Below are 23,238 nucleotides of genomic sequence, written 5' to 3'. Positions count from 1 at the left end.
AAAGACATGGCAAGAAAACAAGAAAAGTACACTGTAAAAAAGTTTAATAAAATCTCGATTGGTTTATCCTCTCCAGAAGCTATTTTAGAAGCTTCAAGAGGAGAAGTTTTAAAACCAGAAACCATAAACTACCGTACACATAAACCAGAAAGAGATGGTTTGTTTTGTGAGCGTATTTTTGGTCCTGTAAAGGATTATGAGTGTGCCTGTGGAAAATACAAAAGAATTCGTTATAAAGGAATTGTTTGTGATAGATGTGGGGTAGAAGTAACAGAAAAGAAAGTACGTAGAGATAGAGTAGGACACATTAACTTGGTAGTTCCTGTAGCTCATATTTGGTACTTTAGATCGTTACCTAACAAAATGGGATACCTTTTAGGTTTACCATCTAAAAAGTTAGATATGATCATTTACTACGAAAGATACGTAGTAATTCAACCAGGTATTGCAAAAGGACCTGAAGGTGAACCATTACAAAAAATGGACTTCTTAACAGAAGAAGAATATTTAGACATTGTTGATGAATTACCACAAGAAAATCAATATTTAGAAGATACAGACCCAAATAAGTTTATTGCAAAAATGGGAGCTGAATGTTTAATTGATTTATTGGCTAGAATTGATTTAGACCAATTATCTTTTGATTTAAGACATAAAGCGAATACTGAAACTTCTAAACAACGTAAAACAGAAGCTTTAAAGCGTTTAAATGTTGTTGAAGCATTTAGAGATTCTCAAAAAAATAGAGAAAACAATCCTGAATGGATGATAATGAAGGCAATTCCAGTAATTCCACCAGAATTACGTCCTTTAGTTCCATTAGATGGAGGTCGTTTTGCAACATCAGATTTAAACGATTTATATCGTAGAGTTATTATCAGAAACAATCGTTTAAAAAGATTGGTAGAGATAAAAGCTCCAGAAGTTATTTTACGTAATGAAAAACGTATGTTACAAGAATCTGTAGATTCATTATTTGATAACACACGTAAATCATCAGCAGTAAAAACAGAATCTAACAGACCTTTAAAATCTTTATCAGATTCATTAAAAGGTAAACAAGGACGTTTCCGTCAGAATTTATTAGGAAAACGTGTAGATTACTCAGCACGTTCTGTAATTGTTGTTGGACCAGAATTAAAACTGTCAGAATGTGGTATCCCAAAAGATATGGCAGCTGAACTTTACAAGCCTTTTGTAATTAGAAAGTTAATTGAAAGAGGAATTGTAAAAACAGTTAAATCTGCAAAGAAAATAATAGATAGAAAAGAACCAGTTGTTTGGGATATTTTAGAAAATGTAATTAAAGGACATCCAGTTTTATTAAACAGAGCTCCTACATTACACAGACTTGGTATTCAAGCTTTCCAACCAAAGTTAATTGAAGGGAAAGCTATACAATTACATCCATTATCATGTTCTGCATTTAATGCAGATTTTGATGGAGATCAAATGGCGGTTCATTTACCATTAGGGCCAGAAGCTATTTTAGAAGCACAATTATTAATGTTGGCTTCTCATAATATCTTAAACCCAGCAAATGGTGCTCCAGTAACTGTACCTTCTCAAGATATGGTTTTGGGTCTTTACTATATGACAAAAGAAAGAATTTCTACTCCAGAAGTAAAAATTAAAGGAGAAGGATTAACTTTCTATTCACCAGAAGAAGTTACCATTGCTTTTAACGAAGAAAAGGTAGATTTAAATGCTGGTATTAAAGTAAGAACCCAAGATATTGATGAAAACGGAGAGCAAGTAACTAAAATTATAAAAACTACTGTTGGTAGAGTTTTATTTAATGAAAAAGTTCCTGCTGCTGCTGGTTATATTAATGAAGTTTTAACTAAGAAAAATTTACGTGGAATTATTGGAGGTATTTTAAAAGCCACAGATATTCCAACAACAGGAGCTTTCTTAGATGAAATAAAAAACATGGGTTATAAATTTGCCTTCCAAGGTGGTTTATCATTCTCATTAGGAGATATTATTATTCCTGATGAAAAACAATCTATGATTGATGAAGCTAATAAAGAAGTAGATATCATCGTAGGAAACTATAACATGGGTATGCTAACGCAAAAAGAGCGTTACAATCAGGTAATTGATGTTTGGGGATCTACCAACAACAGATTAACTGAATTATCTATGAAAAATTTACGTGAAGACCAACAAGGATTTAACTCAGTATATATGATGTTAGATTCTGGAGCACGTGGATCTAAAGAGCAAATTCGTCAGTTAACTGGTATGCGTGGATTAATGGCGAAGCCTAAAAAATCGACTGCTGGTGGTGGAGAAATTATTGAAAACCCAATTCTTTCTAACTTTAAAGAAGGTTTATCAATTTTAGAATATTTTATCTCAACTCACGGTGCTCGTAAAGGATTAGCAGATACCGCTTTAAAAACGGCAGATGCAGGTTACTTAACACGTAGATTAGTAGATGTTTCTCAAGACGTTATTATTAATGAAGAAGACTGTGGTACTTTAAGAGGATTAGAGGTAGCTCCATTAAGAAAAAATGATGAAATTGTAGAATCTTTATCAGATAGAATTGAAGGTAGAATTTCTTTAAACAATGTTTATCATCCTGTAACAGACGATTTACTTTTAGAAGCAAATCAACCAATAACATCACAATTAGCAATTGCAGTAGAAAAATCTGGAATTGATAGTATCGAAGTAAGATCTCCATTATCTTGTGAATCTTCTAAAGGTATTTGTGCTAAGTGTTATGGACAAAGTTTATCTACACTTAACAAAATACAAATTGGTGAAGCAGTTGGTGTAATTGCAGCACAATCTATTGGAGAACCTGGTACACAATTAACATTACGTACTTTCCACGTTGGAGGGGTTGCAGGAAACATTTCTGAAGACAATAAGTTAGTTGCAAAGTTTGATGGTAATGTAGTTATTGATGATTTAAGAACTGTTGTTGGAAAAGATAATGATGGAAACGATGTTGATATTGTTATTTCTAGAACTGCAGAAATTAAAATTATTGATAAGAAAACAGGAATCACACAAAGTACAAACATCATACCTTATGGTTCAATTATCTTTGATAAAGATAGAAAAACCATCAAAAAAGGTGACGTTATTGTACAATGGGATCCATTTAATGGTGTAATAGTTTCTGAATTCGCAGGAAAAGTGAAGTTTGACAATTTAGAGCAAGGTATGAACTATGCTGTAGAAATTGATGAACAAACAGGTTTCCAAGAGAAAGTAATTACAGATTCTAAAAACAAGAAAATCATTGCTTCGTTAATTATTGAAGATAAAGACGGTAATGCTTTACGTTCTTATAGTTTACCTGTAGGTGCGCACTTAATGGTAGATGATGGAGAGGCTGTAGAAAGTGGTAAAACATTAGTTAAAATTCCAAGAAAATCTGGTAAAGCAGGAGATATTACAGGAGGTTTACCACGTGTAACTGAGTTATTTGAAGCACGTAATCCTTCTAATCCATCTGTAGTTTCTGAGATTGATGGTGTTGTTTCTTTCGGTAAAATTAAGCGTGGAAATAGAGAAATTATTGTTGAATCTAAAACTGGAGATATTAGTAAGTATTTAGTAAAACTTTCTAACCAAATATTAGTTCAAGAAAACGACTTTATTAAAGCAGGTATGCCATTGTCTGATGGGGCAACAACTCCTTCAGATATTTTAAGAATTAAAGGGCCATCTGCAGTACAAGAATATTTAGTAAATGAAATACAAGAAGTATATCGTTTACAAGGTGTAAAAATTAACGACAAACATTTCGAAGTTGTTGTACGTCAAATGATGCGTAAAGTTAGAATTATAGATTCAGGAGATACATTGTTCTTAGAGAATCAATTAATTCATAAAAACGACTTTATCGAAGAAAACGATGCAATTTACGGAATGAAAGTTGTTGAAGATGCTGGAGATTCAGAAAACTTAAAACCAGGTCAAATTATTTCTGCTCGTCAATTAAGAGATGAAAATTCTTTGTTAAGAAGAAATGATAGTAACTTAGTTACAGCAAGAGATGCAAGACCAGCAACAGCTGAACAAGTATTGCAAGGTATTACAAGAGCGTCATTACAAACTAAATCGTTTATATCTGCAGCTTCTTTCCAAGAAACTACAAAAGTATTAAACGAAGCAGCTGTAAATGGAAAAATTGATACTTTAGAAGGCTTAAAAGAGAATGTAATTGTAGGTAAGAAAATACCAGCAGGAACAGGAATGAGAGCTTACGATAAGATTATTGTTGGACCAAAAGACGAAATAGAACAAAGTTTCTAATAAACGTTGAAACGTTAATATTTTAAAAGTTGAATTGTTTACTGTAAATTAATTATAGTATTCAATTCAACTTTTTTATTTTTACAGTTATTCATTTAGAAATAAAACTAAATTATGGAAGAAAATCAAAATAAAGAAGGACAATTAAATATAGAATTAGATCAAGAAATAGCTGAAGGAACTTATTCTAATTTGGCAATTATCAACCATTCTATTTCAGAATTTATTGTAGATTTTATAAATATAATGCCAGGTGTACCAAAAGCAAAAGTAAAATCTAGAATCATATTAACGCCTCAGCATGCAAAAAGATTATCAAAAGCTTTAGCAGATAATGTTCGAAAATTTGAACAGCAACATGGTGAAATTAAAGATTACGAACAACCTCCAATTCCAATGAATTTTGGACCTACTGGTCAGGCTTAAAATAAAGAAAACCAAATCAGAAAGATTTGGTTTTTTTATTTTAAATTCAATTATCACTTACTTGTAACTTATAAACTTATCTTTAAATAATTTATTCTAACTTCTTGTATTTTAAATTTAAAGATATATGAATATTTATTTAATTATAAATAATTTTTATGTAAAACATAAAAAACATATATAAAAATATATAAATAATAATTTTCATCTTTGTATAACTAAAACACTATATGATGGAAAATATAAAAACACAAAATCATTTTGTAAAAACACAAAAAAAAGATGTAACAAACATTGCAGTTGCTTATGGTGATGGAATTGGTCCGGAAATAATGGATGCAACTTTACGAATTTTACACGCAGCTGGTGCAAACATAAAGCCAGAAAAAATTGATTTAGGAGAAAAAGTTTACTTGTCTGGAAATTCGTCAGGAATTGAAAAAAGTGCTTGGGAAATTATAAACAAAAATAAAATTATTTTAAAAGCACCAATCACAACTCCACAAGGTAAAGGTTACAAAAGCTTAAATGTAACCCTTCGAAAATCTTTAGGATTGTTTGCAAATGTGCGTCCTGTAAGTGCATTTGCTCCTTATGTTGAAACTAATTTTGCAGGTATGGACGTTGTAATTGTAAGAGAAAATGAAGAAGATTTATATGCAGGTATAGAACATCAACAAACACAAGATGTAGTGCAATGTTTAAAGCTAATTACAAGACCTGGTTGTGAAAAAATTGTAAGATATGCTTTTGAATATGCAAAAGCTTATGGCAGAAAGAAAGTAACCTGTATGGTTAAAGATAATATTATGAAATTAACTGATGGATTATTTCATAAAGTATTTAAAGAAATTGCTTTAGAGTATCCAGAAATTGAAAATAATTCACAAATTATAGACATAGGTTCTGCACGCTTAGCAGCTAATCCAGAAAACTATGATGTTATTGTAACATCTAATTTATATGGAGATATTATTTCTGATATTGCTGCAGAAATTGCAGGCTCTGTTGGTATGGCTGGTTCAGCAAATATTGGCTCTAATGTAGCAATGTTTGAAGCAATACACGGTTCTGCACCAGATATTGCTGGTCAAAAAATTGCAAATCCATCAGGTTTAATTAATGCTTCAATTTTAATGTTGTCTCATGTAGGTAAAACTAAAATTGCAGATATTGTTAAAAATGCATGGTTAAAAACTTTAGAAGATGGTTATCATACAGCTGATATTTATCAAGAAGAAATTACTAAAGAAATTGTTTCTACAAGTGAGTTTGCAACTAGAATTATTGAAAATTTGGGAAAAAAGCCTACAAAATTACCAATAAGTAATTTTTCTTCCGGAAATGGAAAAATTGAAATACCGCTTTATAAAAGGAAAGAAGAAAAACAAGTTTTAGTTGGAGTAGATGTTTTTATCAATTGGAAAGGAAATGATCCAAAAATAATTGGTGATGCTTTATCAAGTTTAGATTCATTTAAAATGAAGCTTAAGATGATTACAAATAGAGGTGTAAAAGTTTTTCCTAATGGATTACCAGAAACTTATTGTACAGATCATTGGAGATGTAGGTTTGTTGATGTGGATTCTAAAGTTGATGGAGAAAAAATATATAACCCTGTAACTTTTGAAAAAGTTCTTGCTCTACAATCAAAATTACATGACCAAGGTTTTGAGATTATTAAAACTGAAAATTTATACGAGTTTGACGGTAAAAGAGGATTTTCTTTAGGACAAGGAGAATAAATAGTGTACATGTTAATGTTTTTGTAAACAGTTGTAATTTTTACAGCTGTTTTTTTATACTTCAATCTCTGCTTGTCTGTTTTCTTTTTTTAAAACATCATAAAATAAAAAATCAATAATTTCATTAAAACATTCTTGCATTGGTCTACCAGACCAACTATGATCACCATTTTTAATCGTATATAAATAATATGATTTATCTATTTTTTTTAATTTATCAGCAATGGCTTTAGAGCCGTAAAGCATTAAATAACCTTTATCTTTTTCATTACAATAGTGATGAGGAGCTATGTTGTAAGGTACCAATCTATCATCTGTACCATGAAAAAGTTGCATTGGAATAGCATTTTTAGAAGTAATTTTTTCAAGTGAAATTAATGCTCCTGCCATACTTATAATTCCTGCAAATTTAAAATCTTCTGGCAATATTTTATTATCGTAAATGTATGCTAAGTTTAAAATAGCCTCAGCACCAGCACTCGTACCTATTAAAATTATTTTACTTGAATCAATTTTAAATTTTCTTTTATTTTTAAGAATATAATCAATAGCATAGCTAATATCTTCAGAAGCATTATTAAAAGCTTCGATTTTATCTTCAGAACTTGTGTTACACCCAAAACCAAGTTTTTGCATTGTCAATCTATAAGAAATTGATGCAACTGCATAACCACGCTCTGCTAATTTATTAGCAAAGGCTACAGTGTTTTCGTCATTTCTTTTTCCTCCAGAAAAACCACCTCCATGAACATAAATAATTAAAGGGACTTCTTCTTTTACTCTTTTTGGTTTGTAGAAATCTAATTTTAGCTTTTGTTTTTTCGTTTTTTTATAAGTGTAAGTTTTTTTTGAAACGGTAGTAACTTTATCTAAATATAATGTTTGTGAGATACTTATATGAGATATAAAAAACAATAGAAAGGCGTAGTGAAACTTCATAATTATTAAGTCGTAATTTTTATTTATTTCCTTTCAATTTATCAAATACTTTTCTCAATTGTGCGTATAAAAATGTATTTGTTTTTACATAATAGAAAGAAATGAAACATACTATAATTAAAAAAAGACAAGCACCAACAATAACCTGTTTAGGATTTAATGTTTTTCCAATAATATTTTTCAAACCAATTCCGGTAAAACTTCCATAGATGATTATAAAATGAATAACATATATAGATAGTGTTTTTTGACCTATTTTTAAAAGAAGAGGAAATTTTAAAAATTTTTCAAAGCTATAAAATAATGCAAAATATATAAATACATTTCCTAACCTAGTAAATAGATAATTATAACTTGCTGCATCTAAAAATAGTTGAATATGTGTAATTTTAGAAAGCTCACATAACAAGTATGAAGAGTAAAATATGAGTATGATTCCAGAAAACAGGAATAAAAAAATTATAATTTTTTTAAAATATTTTTTTATTAAAAATTTATGAAAAATTGTTGCTAAGAATGCCCCAAATGCTACATAACCAAACCATGGTATAATTGTAAAAACAGAACCATTTTTTTTAGAAATATAGTTTTGAAATAAAATAGGTATGTTTTCAATATTTAATGTTCTGTACAATGGTTCAGTTACAAAAATAACAAGCCCCAATATAAATGTTATTAAGGAAAAAATAAACGTTTTTTTTGCTGATAAATAATATAATATTATAATTATGATTAAACTCAAACCTATGCATTGTAAAACATCAACCACTAAAAAATAGGAATTAAAATTTCCTTGAAGCCATCTTAAGAAAGGAATTCTTAAAATATAGCCTACAAAAATTAAAAACAGACCTCTTAGCAACCCTTTTCTCATTCTTACTTTTTCTTCACCTCTTACTTTGGCTTTTAAGAGCAAATAAGTAAATATTAAGCCAGAAATTGTAAAAAAAGTAGGAGCAGTAATTCCCCTGAAATAGGTCCAGATTATAAATGGAGTTGAATTTAAATCTCGATAATTATTAGATAAAAGTGTGTCAACAAAATGCCCTTGAAGCATCATTAATATTGCAAAAGCACGAATAATATCAATAAAAAAGAGCCTTTTAGGATTCAATTTTTTTTGTTTGCATTAAATGTACTCATATAATATTAAAAATAAAACAAACTTATTTATATTGAATAAATTAAATTGTATTAAAATTTTTAAATAAAGTTTTTTACAAAAAGTATAATAAGATATTTTTATACTTTTCTTGTTTTGTTTAATAAGTAAAAATCGGCTAAAACCAAAGCAGTCATTGCTTCTATTATGGGAACAGCTCTAGGAACAACACAAGGATCATGCCTGCCTTTTCCAGTGATTTCAGTAACTTCAAAATCAGAATTTATAGTTTGCTGAGAACTCATAATTGTTGCTACAGGTTTAAAAGCGACTCTAAAATAAATGTCCATTCCATTACTAATTCCACCTTGAATTCCACCAGAAAGGTTTGTTTTTGTAGATCCATCAGCATCAAAAACATCATTATGCTCAGAGCCTTTCATTTTTGCACCACAAAATCCGCTTCCAAATTCAAAACCTTTTACAGCGTTTATAGATAGCATTGCTTTTCCTAGCTCCGCATGTAATTTATTGAAAATAGGTTCACCTAAACCGACAGGAACATTTTGTGCAACACAAGTAATTGTACCTCCAATAGTATCTCCAGCTTTTCTAATTTCTTTAATTTTATCAATCATTTTTTCAGCTGAAGACTCATCAGGACATCGAACAACATTGTTTTCAGTTTTAGAAAAATCTAACTCTTGATACGGTTTATCAATAAAAATATCACCCACAGAAGAGGTAAAAGCATTTATATGAATACTTGCAATTAATTGTTTTGCCAAAGCACCAGCTACTACCCAGTTTGCGGTTTCACGCGCAGAACTTCTTCCTCCACCTCTGTAATCTCTTACTCCGTATTTTTTATCATACGTATAATCTGCATGAGATGGTCTGTATATATTTGTATTATGATTATAATCTTTACTTTTTTGATTTGTATTTCTAATAATAAAACCAATTGAAGTTCCTGTAGTTTTTCCTTCGAAAATTCCTGACAAAAATTCTACAGCATCTGGTTCTTTTCTTTGAGTAACTATTTTAGACTGTCCAGGTTTACGTCTATTTAATTCTTCTTGAATTGCATCGAAATCAACTTTTAAACCCGCAGGAAACCCATCTATAACACCACCTATTGCAGTTCCATGAGATTCACCATATGTTGTTACTCTTAATAAGTTTCCGAAAGAATTAAATGACATTATTTTTGCTTTTATTTAGATTACAAATATACTAAAGTGATTATTAGAAAATTTTATTTTTCTATATTTATAATGATTTCTATAGTTTTCAATATTATAATACAGCCTGACAATGAATAAGATATGCTGATATATGAATGATATTCAAAAAAGATAAAAAATAATAGCTTTTTTATTTTACGGAGTTAAAAAAGCTTTATATATTTGCATCCGCATTCAGGGAATACCTGATGAGACCCTTGGAGAAATGGCAGAGTGGTCGAATGCGGCAGTCTTGAAAACTGTTGACTGTAACAGGTCCGGGGGTTCGAATCCCTCTTTCTCCGCTAAGAAACCAAACCCTTGTATTATTCAAGGGTTTGAATTTCTTAAAAGTATTGATTAGGGCTCTTAGCTCAGCTGGATAGAGCACCTCCCTTCTAAGGAGGCGGTCGAAGGTTCGAATCCTTCAGGGCTCACATAAACCACACTATTTTAGTGTGGTTTTTTGTTTTACTTAACTTCTGTTTGGAAAGTTATAATATTTGTGATTTTTGAAAATAAAAAAAGAGTAACTAAAATAGTTACTCTATATACATTTAAAAAAATTAAATGATTTATAAACGTACTTTTGGGGAGTAGTTATCTTTTTGAAATTGTTGAAAAAACCTTTAAAGTATCTTGTTTAACAATTATTGCATTGTCTAAAGTTACTTTAATTACATGTTCTGGATTTGAAACTTGAAACACATAGCTAAACTGCCTAAATGAAGTGATATGATAATTTGGAAACTCTTTTTCAACGACAGCTTTGTTAGACTCATAATGTTCTAACTCTGTTTTTACTGGTTGGCAACTGGTAAGTAATAGCCCTACAAATGTTAATGTTAATAACACTTTTTTCATAATTAAATAATTTTTATAAATTTTAATAAAAACTATTATTTTAATTCAGATACTAACTTTCTGTAGGGATTGTATTTTAGTTCTCTGCGATTATAAAATAATAGCACATAAAAATACTTGTAAAGTTAGGGAGCTTTATAATGTATTATAATAAATATCATTAACTAAAATTAAATTTTAGTTATGTTGGAACTTATTATAAATTTTTTGAAGGGAGTATAATCTATTTCTAAATTATAATGCAAATATACAATTATTTATTTCATATTTAAAAAAGAAAAATTATATTTTATTCCAAAATTAACAAAAGGGCTGCTAAGGCTACCTCCTTTGGCTTTTACATACCCTACAGAGCCTCTTAAACTTAAAGTTTTGTTTAATTGGTAATCTGCTCCAGCACTTGGTTTTATTATAAAACCTTCTCCTGTACTAATATTGCCTCCTCCAGCTGCACCTGCTAAAATTTGCGTAAAAAAAGTTGTGTTATTTATAAATGAATGGTTTGTTTTAAATCCTAAACCAACTAAACCTTCACCATAAGCACCTGCATTTCCAAAATTTGCAAAAGATGTTTGTCCTGCTAAGAATAAACTTTTATTTAAAAATAAATTAGTTTGAAGTGATATTTGATGCATATCTTGAGTAGGTTCTGTCATTCTCATTGCGTCAAAATACCAATCTTGTTTTATAATTATTTCAATTCCTTTAAATCTACCATTCTCAAATTTATTATTTTCAGAGAAAGTGCCGTTTTTTTCAACATAATATTTCAAACCAATTCCATACGTTGACGTCGAAAAATATTGACTAGGAGTTAATAAATATCCTTTATTTACAGATATAAACACATCATCAAAAAGCTTTTGTTCAACAGAAACATCTGGATATAATAAAAAACCACCTTCTGAATCTACACCACCACCACCACCAGCTCCAAATCCAAACTTTGCTAAAATATTTGTTCGATTTTTGTTGAATGAGAATTGGTATCCAGCCCCTAAAAGTACATCCATATAACCAGCTCTAATACCACTGTAAGCACCATCAACTTTTAAGAATGCAAACCAATTTTCATTAAAATAATTAGCGAGTTCGAATCCGGCTAATCTTATTGTTTTTCCTTTAAGAATATCTCCAGTTGTCGCATTAGCGTCACTTTGTACTTTTAAATTATTTAAATGTAACATAAATGATGTTTTACTAGTTTCTTGTTTCCAAGAAGAATTATTTAAATCTTCAAAAGAAAAGGAACTTTCTGTATTTTTGTTAGAAGCATAATTATAGTCTAAAGGGATTTCTAGGGCAACATTTAATTGATTTCCTTTGATTAAGCCTTTATCGAAAAAGTTTATATAACTCCAACCTGTATTTAAGGAAAAATATTTAAAATCATAGCCTAAATTTACATGTGGTAAAATAAATGCACCACCACCATCTTTAGCACCTGCACCACCACCACCACCAAAATGAAATCCGGTGTCAAAATATAATTTATCAGCTATGTATTTTTTATACCCTGCATTAACTCCTAGAGTAAAAAAACCACCTCTTCTTCCAGAAACAGATCCATAAATCCCTAAGCCTGCGTAAAAGTTTTTATTTAGTATTATATTATAGTGTATACCAGAAAAACCCATGTTTGGTTCATTTGGAATTTCTGCTTGTGGCATTTTTATAGATAAAAAATCTACTTTAGCAAACCCTTTTTGTGTAATTTTTTCAGGAATTTTATTCGTTTGTGAAACTAAAAATTGATTGCATAAAATGATAAAAATGAATAGGATTGGCTTTTTCACAACTTTATTTTTAAATATTGGTTTGCAAATATAATTTATCTTTTTTCAATACTAATAATTACAGTTTTGGAAGCAGGAGTGTTACTTATTTTAGCTACGCTTTTTATAGGAACCAAAACATTGGCTTCAGGAAAATAGGTAGCTGTACACTGCTTAGGAATATCATATGATATCACTAAAAAACCTTTGGCTATTCTTTTTTCTCCATCAAAGTGACTAATTAAATCAACTAAATCTAATTGTTTTAACTGTTGACTTTTCATATCTTCAGGATTCATATAAATAACCCTTCTTTCGTTTAAAACACCTCTGTACCTATCATTTAAACCATAAATAGTAGTATTGTACTGATCATGAGATCTAATAGTCATCATGATAAATTGATTATCTTTTAACTTTAAATCTGAAGGTTGATTAATTGTAAAGTTCGCTTTTCCTGTGGTTGTTGGGCTAAAGTTATTTTCTCTTGCATTGTTTGGTAAATAAAATCCACCTTTTTGACGTGCACGTTTATTATAATTTTCAAAACCTGGAATTATAGCTTCAATTTTATTTCTTATATAATCATAATTAGAGATTAGTTCAGTCCAGTTTACGGTTGATTCTTTTAAAGTTGCATTGGCTAATCCAGCAATAATTGCAGGTTCACTTAGTATTTTTTTTGAATGTGGCTCTAAAACACCATTAGATTGATGTACAACTCCCATTGAATTTTCTACAGTTACAAATTGTTCTCCAGAAACCTGTAAGTCTTTTTCTGATCGTCCTAAACAAGGTAAAATAAGGGCTTTTTTTCCATGAATTAAATGACTTCTATTCAATTTTGTAGATACGTGAACAGTTAAATTACAGTTTTTTAATGCTTTAGCAGTATATTCTGTATCTGGAGTAGCTGAAATAAAATTTCCACCCATTCCAAAAAATATTTTTGCTTTTTTCTGGTACATAGCTTTAATGGAATTTACCACATCAAAACCATGTTTTCTTGGTGACTTGAAGTTGAACTCATTATCTAGTTTGTCTAAAAATGAATCACTCATTTTTTCCCAAATCCCCATAGTTCTATCTCCTTGAACATTTGAGTGACCACGCACAGGGCAAGTTCCTGCTCCTTTTTTTCCAATACTACCTTTTAATAATAGTATGTTTACTATTTCTCTGATATTATCTACAGAGTTTTTATGTTGTGTTAAACCCATTGCCCAACAAATAATAATTTTTTCATTGTTTATTATGAGCTCTGTGGCTTGTTTAATTTTTTCTAAAGAAATTCCTGTTTGCTGCAGTAATTCTGATATTGAATAGTTATCTAAATCATTTAACATATCGTCTAAACCAGCAGTTTTTTCATTTATAAATTGATGATTGAATACTGAGTTTGGTTCAGCATATTCTCGCTCTTTCATTAATTTTAAGATGATTTTTAGCAGCGCAACATCACCATTTATTTTTACTTGTAGAAACAAATCTGTTAAATCTTGACCAGAACCTACCCATTTTAAAGGATTTTGAGGATCTTTATAATTGAGTAAACCAACTTCAGGAAGTGGGTTTATTGTTATTATTTTTCCACCATTGTTTTTTGTTTCTCCTAAGGCTGTTAGCATTCTTGGGTGGTTTGTACCTGGATTTTGACCTACTACAATTACTAAATCAGCATGGTTAAAATCGTTTAATGTTACAGAGCCTTTTCCAATACCTAAAGTTTCTGAAAGTGCAGCGCCACTAGATTCATGGCACATATTTGAGCAATCAGGTAAATTATTTGTACCAAATTGTCTTACAAACAATTGATATAAAAAAGCAGCTTCATTACTAGTTCTTCCAGAGGTATAAAAAATGGCTTCATCTGGAGAGTTCAAACTATTTAATTCTTTTGCAATTAGCTGAAAGGCGTCTTCCCAAGAAATTTCTTCATAATTATCTTTTCCTTCAGATAAGTACATTGGATGTGTAATTCTTCCACTTTTACCAATCTCGTAATCTGACAACTTTGCCAATTCTTTTACAGAATGTGTGGCAAAAAAAAGTGGAGAAACTTTATTTTTTGTAGCTTCTTCAGCAACTGCCTTTGCACCATTTTCGCAATATTCTGCTAAGAAAGCTCGTTTTTCATCTGGATCTGGCCACGCACAACCAGGACAATCAAAACCATCTTTTTGATTTAAATTTTTTAAAAGTTGAATTCCATTTACCAAACCAACTTCATCATTTATGTGAGTTAATGCCGATTTAATTGCTTTCACACCAACAGCAGATTTTGGAATTTCTCTTAGTTTTATACCTGTTAATTTTTCTGGAGGTTGCGCGTTTGTATTCTTAGACATTTTTATCTTTTTTTAGGTAAGATGGATTTGAGTAAATTGTCATTTTGTTGTTTCTAGTAAAACCAATTAAGCAAATTCCGAATTCTTTAGCAAAATCTACAGCTAAGGAAGAACATGCAGAAACTGCTACAATTATTGGAATTTTAGCAATAAAAGCTTTGGATACAATTTCGTAAGAAACTCTGCCACTTACCAATAAAAAATTGGCAGTTTTTAAATGATTTTTTATTAATAAATCACCAACAGTTTTATCAACAGCATTATGCCTTCCAATATCTTCTTTAATTGTTAATAATTCGTAGTTTTTATTAAAAATGCATGCAGCATGACTTCCTCCAGAATTCTTAAATGTTTGTTGCTTTTGAGTCATTTGAATAAACATTTCATGAATTTTCTCTGAAGAATACGTATTTATATTTTTAATTCTATCGCCTTTAACTTCAAGGTCTTTTAATTCTTTTTTACCACAAATACCACATGAGGAAACAGATAAAAGTGTTCTTTTATTTAGATAGCCTTTGCCTAAAAGATGATTAGGAATTTCTACATTAATAATTTGTGGAATTTTATCTTGTTCTTTTTGAATAGTTAATTTTAATGGAGAATTATTTTTATAAATATCTTCTGCAAAAAGTAATCCTCTAATAAGTTCTGAATCATTATTAGGGGTTCTCATTACAACTGTGTATGCTTCGTTGTTAATGTTAATTTGCAATGGAGCTTCTATAACTAAACAATCTGAAATTGTAGTTTGATGTGTGTTTACTATTTTTAAACCTTGGTAAGAAAGCGTTTGCATACGGTTGAGAACTTGCTATACAAACTTAATGAAAAGTGGTTGGCTAAAAAAGTAAAAGTCTCGAAAGTTAATTCGAGACTTTTTTTTAGGTGTTTCATACCCCTAATAATAAAACACCTAATGTTTTGCAAATATATGTGATTAGTTTTTTTTAATTTTAACTTTTATATAAATAGTTATTAACATAATGAGGTTTTGATTGTTAGTTAAATTGTTAATAACTAGATTTTTAAACAAATTATTACAATTAGCTTTTCTGATTTGTTTGTACTAAAAAAGATAAAAATATTTCCACCATCTTTAATCTTAGTTTCTTTTCTTATTTGAGCAACTGTTTTTGGGAAATTTCTTGTAGTGATATTTGCTTTCTTGTCTGGAAGCAATTTTATAATTTTCTTTTTATCATATGGTAATACGTGCTCAATTTTAAATGTTCTACCAGGAAAATTCACTTGTTTTTCAGAAGTGTATAAATGTGAATGTTGCTGTAGTTTAAATACATTTAATTTGTTGGTTATTTGATGAAATCCACCAGATTTTAAAATGGCAGAATTTGGCTCATACAAATAGGAGAGAGGTTCAGAGTATTCTGAAGTTACATCTTCATCAAATATAAAATTAAATGTTTGCACTTTTTCTTTTTTGAAATTTACTGTTTTTATAGCAATACTATTGTTGTAATTTTTTTCTAATAAAAACAATAATTCTTTCACTTCATTATTTATTGAAACAATATGAATTTCCTTCACATTTTTAAGTTCGTTAATTGTTTGTGTAAGATCTAAAATGGGTGATACTTTTATTAATATATAATCAGTTTTTGTGAAAAAGAAATCAATTTTTGGGCTAATGTAAGGTTGGCAATCTTTCAATAAAAAAACCTTTCCTTTTAAGTCATCTCTTCTAGAAGGATCTATATAAATACAGCTGAATTTTTTATTTGTTTCTTTTAAAAAGTTTGTACCATTTCCTGAGAAAAAATCAACATTATTTACTTTTAATTGTTGAAAGTTGTGTTTTACAATTTCAGATAATTCTTGATTAATTTCACAATGAGTTACATTTTTAAATTGCTTAGAAAAGTAAAAAGCATCTACACCAAAACCTCCAGTAATATCAATTATAGAATCGCTAGAAACAATTTTAGATTTATAATTTGCAGTAATTTCAGACGAGGTTTGCTCAATACTTAATTTTGCAGGATAATAAATGTTTTCGGTATGAAACCAAGTTGATAGTTTTTTTTCAGACTTTTGTTTTGCTAAAATTTGGTTTGCTATTTCTTGGATAGAAACATTTTTAAAAGAGCTTCCTTTAAGAATTACCTTTGTAATTTCTGTTTTTAAATTTTCTTTTATAAAATGTTGAACTTCAGGTTGTAAAATGTTGATATTCAAAATAAAATTATAAGTTTTTAGTTAACGATTTTACAATTTTATTTTCTGATAAAAATTCTTTTAAAATTACTTTTAGAGCTGTGTATAATGGAACTGCAGTAATCATACCAATAATGCCAAAAAGTAAACCACCAATAATTATAATTAAGAAAATTTCCAGCGGGTGTGATTTTGTTGTTTTTGAAAAAATAACTGGTTGACTCACAAAATTGTCTACAATTTGAGCGATAAAATAACCAATCATCACATAAATGGTAGTTGGTAAAATTTGAGTCTGAAATTCTAAACCAATATTACTTGTCATTGATAAAATACACATAATTACTGCTCCAATTAATGGGCCAACATAAGGAATTAGATTTAGTAAGGCACATAAAAATGCAATTACAACTGCATTGTCAATTTCAAAAATTAATAAAATAATTGTGTATAAAACAAACAGAATGGTAATTTGTAATATTAAACCAATGAAATATCTTGACAATAAATCATTAATAGTTTCCAAAGATTTTGAAAAACGTCCTTCAGTTTCATTCGGAATGATTGTCATAATTCCGTTTTTAAGAATTCTGCTGTCTTTCATAAAGAAAAATGAAATAAATAATACAGAAAACAACCCTACACTTAAAGAGCCAAGTGTGCCTAAAACTGAGTTTAATAAATTAGGTATTGCTTTAAATTGAGAGGTGAAATCAATACTTTTAATTTCTCCTAAAACGTCAATTCCTTTTGATGAAAAGTAGGCTGTAATTTGATTGAAAATATTTTGAATATTTGCCTGTAATTCATCGCTTTGTAAAAGTGATAAACTTTTACCTTGCTCAGTTATTAAAGGAATAAAAAGTATAATAATACCTGTAATAATTCCTAAAAAAATCACCATTGTTGTGATAACAGCTACTGTGTTTGGAAATTTTAACCTTCTTCTTAAAAATAAAATAATAGGTCTTGCAATTAACGAAATTACGCCTGCGATTATGATATACACAATTACAGACTGAATTTTGTAAAGAAAATATATTAAAAGGGAAACACCTAGAAGTATTGCTAAAGCCCTTAAAATACCGTTAGATAATGTTTTTGCTGTCATTTAATTATAACCTTTTACTTCGCCCATACTTAAATTTCTACCATTTCCAAATGTATGGTTTGTTGGTAATAATGTTCCACTTTCTGTGGTAATCCAATCTTCCCAAGTTGCAGGAACTCCATTCATTTTCATACTTGGAACATACATTTTGTAAGATATTGGTAAATAATTTTCATCAAGAATCCATAAATAAGAATCTCCTGGAGTTGAACCACCTGTTGTATATTTTACTAATAACGCATCTTTGTCATTTTCTTTTTGAACGGTTCTAATGATTCCATTTTCAAATAATTTATGAGGTGCCACTAACCAAAAAGAATCGTTGTTAAAAATATTCCAAGCTCTTTTTACGATGGTTGAATCTGCTTTTTCTTGTAATTTTTCGTTAAAGAAAACAGTACTTTTTTCTTTGTTTTGAGGATGTAAATTTACACGAATAGAGTCCCAAGAAACATCAGCAATATGTTTTTCTTTGTCCCATTTAAAATGTCTTCTGCCACCAAAACTCCATTCTAAATAACGCGTGTTTTTGTATTCGTCGTGTTTTATTGTTTTAAGAATTTTATTAGCCAATTCATTTGCTTTTGGGTTGTATGCTTTTGCATTAGCAAGTTCCATTTCTAATCCAAACAACGAAAGTTTGTGTTTAGTAGGTAGTTTTATACCAGCTTCTGTGTTTTTTAAATGATTCCAAGTGGCAGAAACACCACCAATAGGAATAATGTTAGTCCACATTTTATAAGATGTTGGTAAAAAATTTTCATCTAAAATCCATAAATAAGAATCACCAGGAGTTGAACCTCCAGAAGTATATGTAATTAGAAGGGCGTCTTTTTCTTCATAATTTACAATTCTTCTTTCTGTACCAGCATCAAAAATTTTGTAAGGTGCAATTAACCAAAAAGAATCGTTGTTAAAAAAATCGGTTGCTTTTTTAATGATTTCAGGATTATTAGTCTCTTTTTCATTTATAAAAACAACCGATTTTTCAGGAGATTTTGTATCTAAAATCACTTTATTTTCATCCCAAGAAACATGAACTATGTTTTCTTGTTTCATCCATTTGTAATGATGTACATTTCTAAAACTCCATTCAATTACCTCTGTGTTTTCAAATGCGTCACCATTTATGGCATTGTACATTTTTATGGCTAATGCATCTGCTTCTTTACCTTTATTTCCTTGTGGAAGTTCTTCATTTTTTGCAAAATAGAAGATTGTTGCTGCTACAATTAGTAATAAAATAATAACACCTAAAAACTTGAAAAATTTTTTCATTTGTAAATTTTATAATAAAGTAGCTAATTTATTACATTTTATAGGAACTTACTTATTTTGCTCGTAATAATCTAAAACATGTTGAGGTATTTCCATGCTTTCTGGTTTTCCTTTATCAGGAATAGGATATGTTGCTATTTGTTTTATAGGTATTAAACCAGCCCAAACATCTAAATTATAATCTTCAGGTTCATCAGCAACACCAACATCTCTAATTTTTGCAGAAGCAGTTTCAATGGTCATTTCTACCACTAAAGTTCTTTCAAATTCTTCGTTGTTCATTTCGCGAATTCCATTCCATCTTCCTTTCATCATATGTTCCATAAAACAAAATAGGGCATCGTTTTTTTCTTCTTTATCTTCTATTTTTTTACAGGTTCCAAAAAGTGTAGCTGATCTGTAGTTTACTGAATGATGAAATCCAGATCGTGCTAAAACCAGTGCATCTAAGTGCATCACAGTCATACTCATTTCCTTTGCCTCTAAAAGAGAAGTAAGCATTCTATTGGCGTTAGAACCGTGTAAAATAATTTTGTTTCCTTTTCTACCATAAGCCATTGGAATTGCAATGGCTTTTCCTTGAAAATTGTAGCTTACATAGCCAATAAAACCAGCATCTAAAATGGTATTTATTTTTTCTATATCGTAAGTAGCTCTATTTGCGCCTCTTTTTACGCTGTTTAATTTTGATTTTTTGTATTCTTTCATGTTATCTTTTTGAAGGGTGAATATCTTTGAATTGATTGCTCTTTATTTTCGCTTCTTCTAATTTTTTTGGTTTAAAAACGCTCTTTTTAGAAGCTGGATATTTCTCTTTATATTTTGATGGACGAATTGGACGTTCCACAAAATTACCAGCACAAGTTGGGCAAACATTTTCAAAAATTTCTATTGCACAGGTTTTACAATAGGTACACTCAAAAGAACAAATCATTGCTTCTGTGGATGTGTTTGGTAAATTTTTGTTACAATGTTCGCAATTGGGTCTAATTTCTAGCATATTTATTTTCTTTTATTTAGAATACTCATGTTATAAGTAGACCAATATTGATTTCCAAATTTGGTGTTTTCTTTTAGTAAACCTTCAATTTCAAAACCACAGTTTTTATAGCATTTTATGGCGTTTTTGTTGAAATCATATACCCCTAAATCTATTCTGTGTAATTTCATTTCTTCAAATCCAATTCTTACCAATTCATTAATTATTAGTTTTCCAAAACCTTTATTTCTTTCATTTTTATTGCCAACCAAAACTCTACAAATTCTTGCGCTTTTGTTTGATTTGTTGATGTTATTTAGCTCTGCATGACCAATTATTTCGTTAGAATTTATATCAATTACTTTATAAGTAACTCTATTTGGCTCTTTTAAATATTCGTCTAATTGAGCATGGTTTGTTGGGTAGTTAAAAATAGTTGCAGAAAAAACATACATTAAATGTTCAGAATCAATCCAATTGATTAATCTGTCAAAATCAGAATTTGTAAATGGTTTTAGTTTAATCATTATTACTTAATTTATTATTCCAAAATTACTATATTTATGGACTCTTGTAATAATCCAGAATTAAAATAAATAATAGTCCAGATTTTGTTTCCAAATAAAACAACTTTTCAATTAAATAGAAAAAGCAAACAAGCATTGTATTTGCAATTATCGAATACATTTATAGAATTGATTAAAAGCAGAAAATTATTGCCAGAAACAAAATTACCAAGTAGTAGAGCCTTGTCAGAAAACTTGAACGTGCACAGAAAAACAGTAGTAGCTTGTTATGAAGAGTTGTTATTACAAGGTTGGGTAGAAAGTATTCCTAAAAAAGGAACTTTTGTAAATGCCAATTTACCCGAATTAAATGTGCAAAACTTTACAATTGAGAACCGACATAAAAAAACAAATAATACTGGATTCAACTTTTATCATAACGAAGAATTGGTAAGAAAATCTCCTGAAAAAAAAGAGGGATTTATGTACATAAATGATGGGATTTCTGATGCGAGATTAACACCAGCAGAAGATATTGCAAGAATTTACAGAAGAATTTGTGGTAGAAAACATATTTATAAGGAAATGTCTTATGGATCTTTATTTGGAAATGAAAAGTTGCGAAAAACATTGGCAAATTACTTAAACAAAACTCGAGGTTTATCTGTTTCTTATGAAAATATTCTCATAACTAGAGGAAGTCAAATGGGTATTTATTTATCTTCTAAATTATTATTGAAAAAAGATGATTTAGTTGTGATTGGTGAAACAAATTATGCATCTGCAGATACTACATTTTTACAAAGTGAAGCGAATTTAGTACGAGTTGCTGTGGATGAAAACGGATTAAATACCAAAGAAATAGAAGAAATTTGTAAAAAGAAAGCAATAAAAGCAGTTTATGTAACTTCTCATCATCATCACCCAACCACAGTAACTTTGTCAGCGGAAAGAAGAATTCACCTATTGAATTTAGCCAAAAAATACAGTTTTGCTATTATTGAAGATGATTATGATTACGATTTTAATTACAATCATTCTCCAATTTTACCTTTGGCGAGTCATGATGCTAATGGAAATGTAATTTATATAGGTTCTGTTTGTAAAACAGTAGCACCAGTTTTTAGAATTGGTTATTTAATATCTTCTAAAGAATTTGTAAATGAAGCTGCAAACCAACGTAGATTTATAGACAGACAAGGTGATGCTTTATTAGAATTAACTTTTGAAGAATTTATAAAAAACGGCGATTTAGATAGACATATTAAAAAAGTAATGAAGATTTACAAAACGAGAAGAGATTTGTTTTGTAAACTTTTAGAAGAGAAATTTAAAGATGTTTTCTTTTTTGAGATTCCAAAAGGAGGAATGGCAGTTTGGTTGACTTTACATAAAAAATATTCTTGGAAAACAATATCTCAAATTGCTTACAAACATCAATTAGAAATAGGAGAGTGGCAACGTTATGACATAGCAAATTCTAAACACAATGCTATTAGAATAGGTTTCGCAACTTATAATGAAGAAGAAATTTACGAGTTGATAAAAAGACTTTCAAAAACAATGAACGAAGTTAAGTTATTGAAAAAATCTTTGTAAATTTTTTAGGTAATTCTTTAGAGGTATAAATTTTTTCTTTCGTAAACGGATGTATAAATTCTAAAATGGATGCATGTAAGTATAAGCCTTTTCCATTTAAAACCTTGCCTTCTAAAAAATATTCTTTATCTCCTAAAATAGGATTTCCAATACCTAATAAGTGTTTTCTTAATTGATGTTTTCTTCCCGTTTTTGGACTTAGTTTTACTAAATTTAAAAAACCAAAACGTTCTGATTTTACAGTTTGTAAAATAGTGTAATTTGTAATTGATTCTTTTTCGTCAATTGGAGAATTTATTATTGCTTCGGAATTCATTAACCCAATTGTTATTGCAAAATAGGTTTTACTAATTTCCTTATTTTTAAAAAGAGCACTCAACTTAATAATTGTTGAACTTGTTTTTCCAATTAGCAAAAGTCCGCTTGTTGGATAATCTAATCTATGTATAGGTTGTGGTTTTACGGCATCTTGTTGTTTACTTTTTTGCAGATTTTGAGTAAGTGCATTTGCAATGGTTACAAATTTATTTCCACTAACTAAAATTCCTGCTGGTTTGTAGATAATCGCTAAATAATCGTCTTCAAATAAAACTTCAAGGTCTAATTGTAATCTTGTAAAAACTTCTTCGTTTTCAGATTGATATAACTCTATTTTTTCCCCACCAATAATATATTTTGCTGTTGATGTAGTTTCATCATTCACTAAAATCAATCCTTTTTTAATCGCTTTTTTAATGCCAGATTTAGTTGGGATGGTTTGGAAAATTCCAACTGCATATTCTTGTAAACGAATTCGATTTTTTAATTCTGGAACTTTATGTGTTTCTACTTTTATCAAAAAAAAATATATTAAAAAACGGATTATCTTTCAATAATCCGCTTTA

General features: G+C 29.2%; 18 protein-coding genes and 2 tRNA genes. 6 read left to right on the top strand and 14 right to left on the bottom strand.

Going from position 1 to position 23,238, the window contains the following annotated elements:
• The first annotated feature begins 6 nt into the window (after positions 1-6).
• The 3 genes from rpoC (at position 7) to FDT66_RS00270 (ending at position 6,452) form a co-directional block, all read left to right on the top strand.
• Entirely contained in the window at positions 7-4,281 is a 4,275-nt protein-coding gene (gene rpoC, locus FDT66_RS00280) for a DNA-directed RNA polymerase subunit beta' (RefSeq protein ID WP_138534154.1), read from the top strand.
• Between the two features lie 114 nt (positions 4,282-4,395).
• Positions 4,396-4,707 carry a DUF3467 domain-containing protein gene (locus FDT66_RS00275; protein WP_138534153.1) on the top strand — a complete coding sequence of 104 codons (312 nt, stop codon included), beginning with the start codon at positions 4,396-4,398 and terminating at the stop codon, positions 4,705-4,707.
• Positions 4,708-4,940: 233 nt separating this feature from the next.
• Positions 4,941-6,452: an NADP-dependent isocitrate dehydrogenase gene (locus FDT66_RS00270; protein ID WP_138534152.1), complete on the top strand. Its 1,512-nt coding sequence runs from the start codon at positions 4,941-4,943 to the stop codon at positions 6,450-6,452.
• Between the two features lie 54 nt (positions 6,453-6,506).
• On the opposite strand, the gene FDT66_RS00265 is transcribed toward FDT66_RS00270, so the two are convergent.
• The 3 genes from FDT66_RS00265 to aroC all read right to left on the bottom strand — a co-directional run bounded on the left by FDT66_RS00265 (position 6,507) and on the right by aroC (position 9,698).
• On the bottom strand, positions 6,507-7,391 hold the full coding sequence (locus tag FDT66_RS00265; RefSeq protein ID WP_138534151.1) for an alpha/beta hydrolase: 885 nt from the start codon (positions 7,389-7,391) through the stop codon (positions 6,507-6,509).
• Positions 7,392-7,410: 19 nt separating this feature from the next.
• Positions 7,411-8,505, bottom strand: coding sequence for a heparan-alpha-glucosaminide N-acetyltransferase domain-containing protein (locus FDT66_RS00260; protein WP_138534150.1), 1,095 nt, complete (start codon positions 8,503-8,505; stop codon positions 7,411-7,413).
• A gap of 128 nt (positions 8,506-8,633) precedes the next feature.
• Positions 8,634-9,698: a chorismate synthase gene (gene aroC, locus FDT66_RS00255; protein WP_138534149.1), complete on the bottom strand. Its 1,065-nt coding sequence runs from the start codon at positions 9,696-9,698 to the stop codon at positions 8,634-8,636.
• A 241-nt stretch (positions 9,699-9,939) separates the two neighbouring features.
• Between aroC and FDT66_RS00250 the strand changes: the two genes are divergently transcribed.
• Positions 9,940-10,024, top strand: a tRNA-Ser gene (locus tag FDT66_RS00250).
• Positions 10,025-10,082: 58 nt separating this feature from the next.
• Positions 10,083-10,156, top strand: a tRNA-Arg gene (locus FDT66_RS00245).
• A gap of 163 nt (positions 10,157-10,319) precedes the next feature.
• Here FDT66_RS00245 and FDT66_RS00240 read toward each other — a convergent pair.
• The 10 genes from FDT66_RS00240 to FDT66_RS00195 form a co-directional block, all read right to left on the bottom strand.
• Positions 10,320-10,583, bottom strand: coding sequence for a hypothetical protein (locus tag FDT66_RS00240; RefSeq protein ID WP_138534148.1), 264 nt, complete (start codon positions 10,581-10,583; stop codon positions 10,320-10,322).
• A 257-nt stretch (positions 10,584-10,840) separates the two neighbouring features.
• On the bottom strand, positions 10,841-12,379 hold the full coding sequence (locus FDT66_RS00235) for a hypothetical protein (RefSeq protein ID WP_138534147.1): 1,539 nt from the start codon (positions 12,377-12,379) through the stop codon (positions 10,841-10,843).
• 35 nt (positions 12,380-12,414) lie between these two features.
• The gene (locus tag FDT66_RS00230; RefSeq protein WP_138534146.1) at positions 12,415-14,706 is read right to left on the bottom strand and encodes an FdhF/YdeP family oxidoreductase; all 2,292 of its coding nucleotides are present in this window, start codon (positions 14,704-14,706) and stop codon (positions 12,415-12,417) included.
• The gene (gene fdhD, locus FDT66_RS00225) at positions 14,699-15,505 is read right to left on the bottom strand and encodes a formate dehydrogenase accessory sulfurtransferase FdhD (RefSeq protein WP_138534145.1); all 807 of its coding nucleotides are present in this window, start codon (positions 15,503-15,505) and stop codon (positions 14,699-14,701) included. Before fdhD ends, FDT66_RS00230 begins: the two co-directional genes overlap by 8 nt.
• 221 nt (positions 15,506-15,726) lie before the next feature.
• Positions 15,727-16,902, bottom strand: a complete 1,176-nt coding sequence (locus tag FDT66_RS00220; RefSeq protein ID WP_138534144.1) for a class I SAM-dependent methyltransferase — start codon at positions 16,900-16,902, stop codon at positions 15,727-15,729.
• Positions 16,903-16,909: 7 nt separating this feature from the next.
• The gene (locus FDT66_RS00215) at positions 16,910-17,992 is read right to left on the bottom strand and encodes an AI-2E family transporter (RefSeq protein WP_138534143.1); all 1,083 of its coding nucleotides are present in this window, start codon (positions 17,990-17,992) and stop codon (positions 16,910-16,912) included.
• Positions 17,993-19,270 carry a hypothetical protein gene (locus FDT66_RS00210; RefSeq protein ID WP_138534142.1) on the bottom strand — a complete coding sequence of 426 codons (1,278 nt, stop codon included), beginning with the start codon at positions 19,268-19,270 and terminating at the stop codon, positions 17,993-17,995.
• 48 nt (positions 19,271-19,318) lie between these two features.
• A complete protein-coding gene (locus FDT66_RS00205; RefSeq protein WP_138534141.1) occupies positions 19,319-19,978 on the bottom strand; it encodes a pyridoxamine 5'-phosphate oxidase family protein in 660 nt (219 codons plus the stop codon).
• Between the two features lies 1 nt (position 19,979).
• Positions 19,980-20,270: a DUF1272 domain-containing protein gene (locus tag FDT66_RS00200; protein ID WP_138534140.1), complete on the bottom strand. Its 291-nt coding sequence runs from the start codon at positions 20,268-20,270 to the stop codon at positions 19,980-19,982.
• A 2-nt stretch (positions 20,271-20,272) separates the two neighbouring features.
• Positions 20,273-20,776 carry a GNAT family N-acetyltransferase gene (locus tag FDT66_RS00195; RefSeq protein WP_138534139.1) on the bottom strand — a complete coding sequence of 168 codons (504 nt, stop codon included), beginning with the start codon at positions 20,774-20,776 and terminating at the stop codon, positions 20,273-20,275.
• An 84-nt stretch (positions 20,777-20,860) separates the two neighbouring features.
• On the opposite strand from FDT66_RS00195, the gene pdxR reads away from it, so the two are divergent.
• Positions 20,861-22,354 (top strand): MocR-like pyridoxine biosynthesis transcription factor PdxR, encoded by a 1,494-nt coding sequence (gene pdxR, locus FDT66_RS00190; RefSeq protein ID WP_138534138.1) that lies wholly within the window; start codon positions 20,861-20,863, stop codon positions 22,352-22,354.
• Here the strand turns inward: pdxR and FDT66_RS00185 are convergent.
• Complete coding sequence (locus FDT66_RS00185; protein ID WP_138534137.1) at positions 22,329-23,192, bottom strand: RluA family pseudouridine synthase; 864 nt, start codon at positions 23,190-23,192, stop codon at positions 22,329-22,331. The genes pdxR and FDT66_RS00185 overlap by 26 nt on opposite strands.
• Between the last annotated feature and the right edge of the window lie 46 nt (positions 23,193-23,238).

The organism is Polaribacter aestuariivivens (genome assembly GCF_005885675.1).
GTDB classification, from domain to species: domain Bacteria; phylum Bacteroidota; class Bacteroidia; order Flavobacteriales; family Flavobacteriaceae; genus Polaribacter; species Polaribacter aestuariivivens.
Note: the sequence above shows the minus strand (reverse complement) of the source record. Positions and strands in the feature narration are given on the sequence as shown.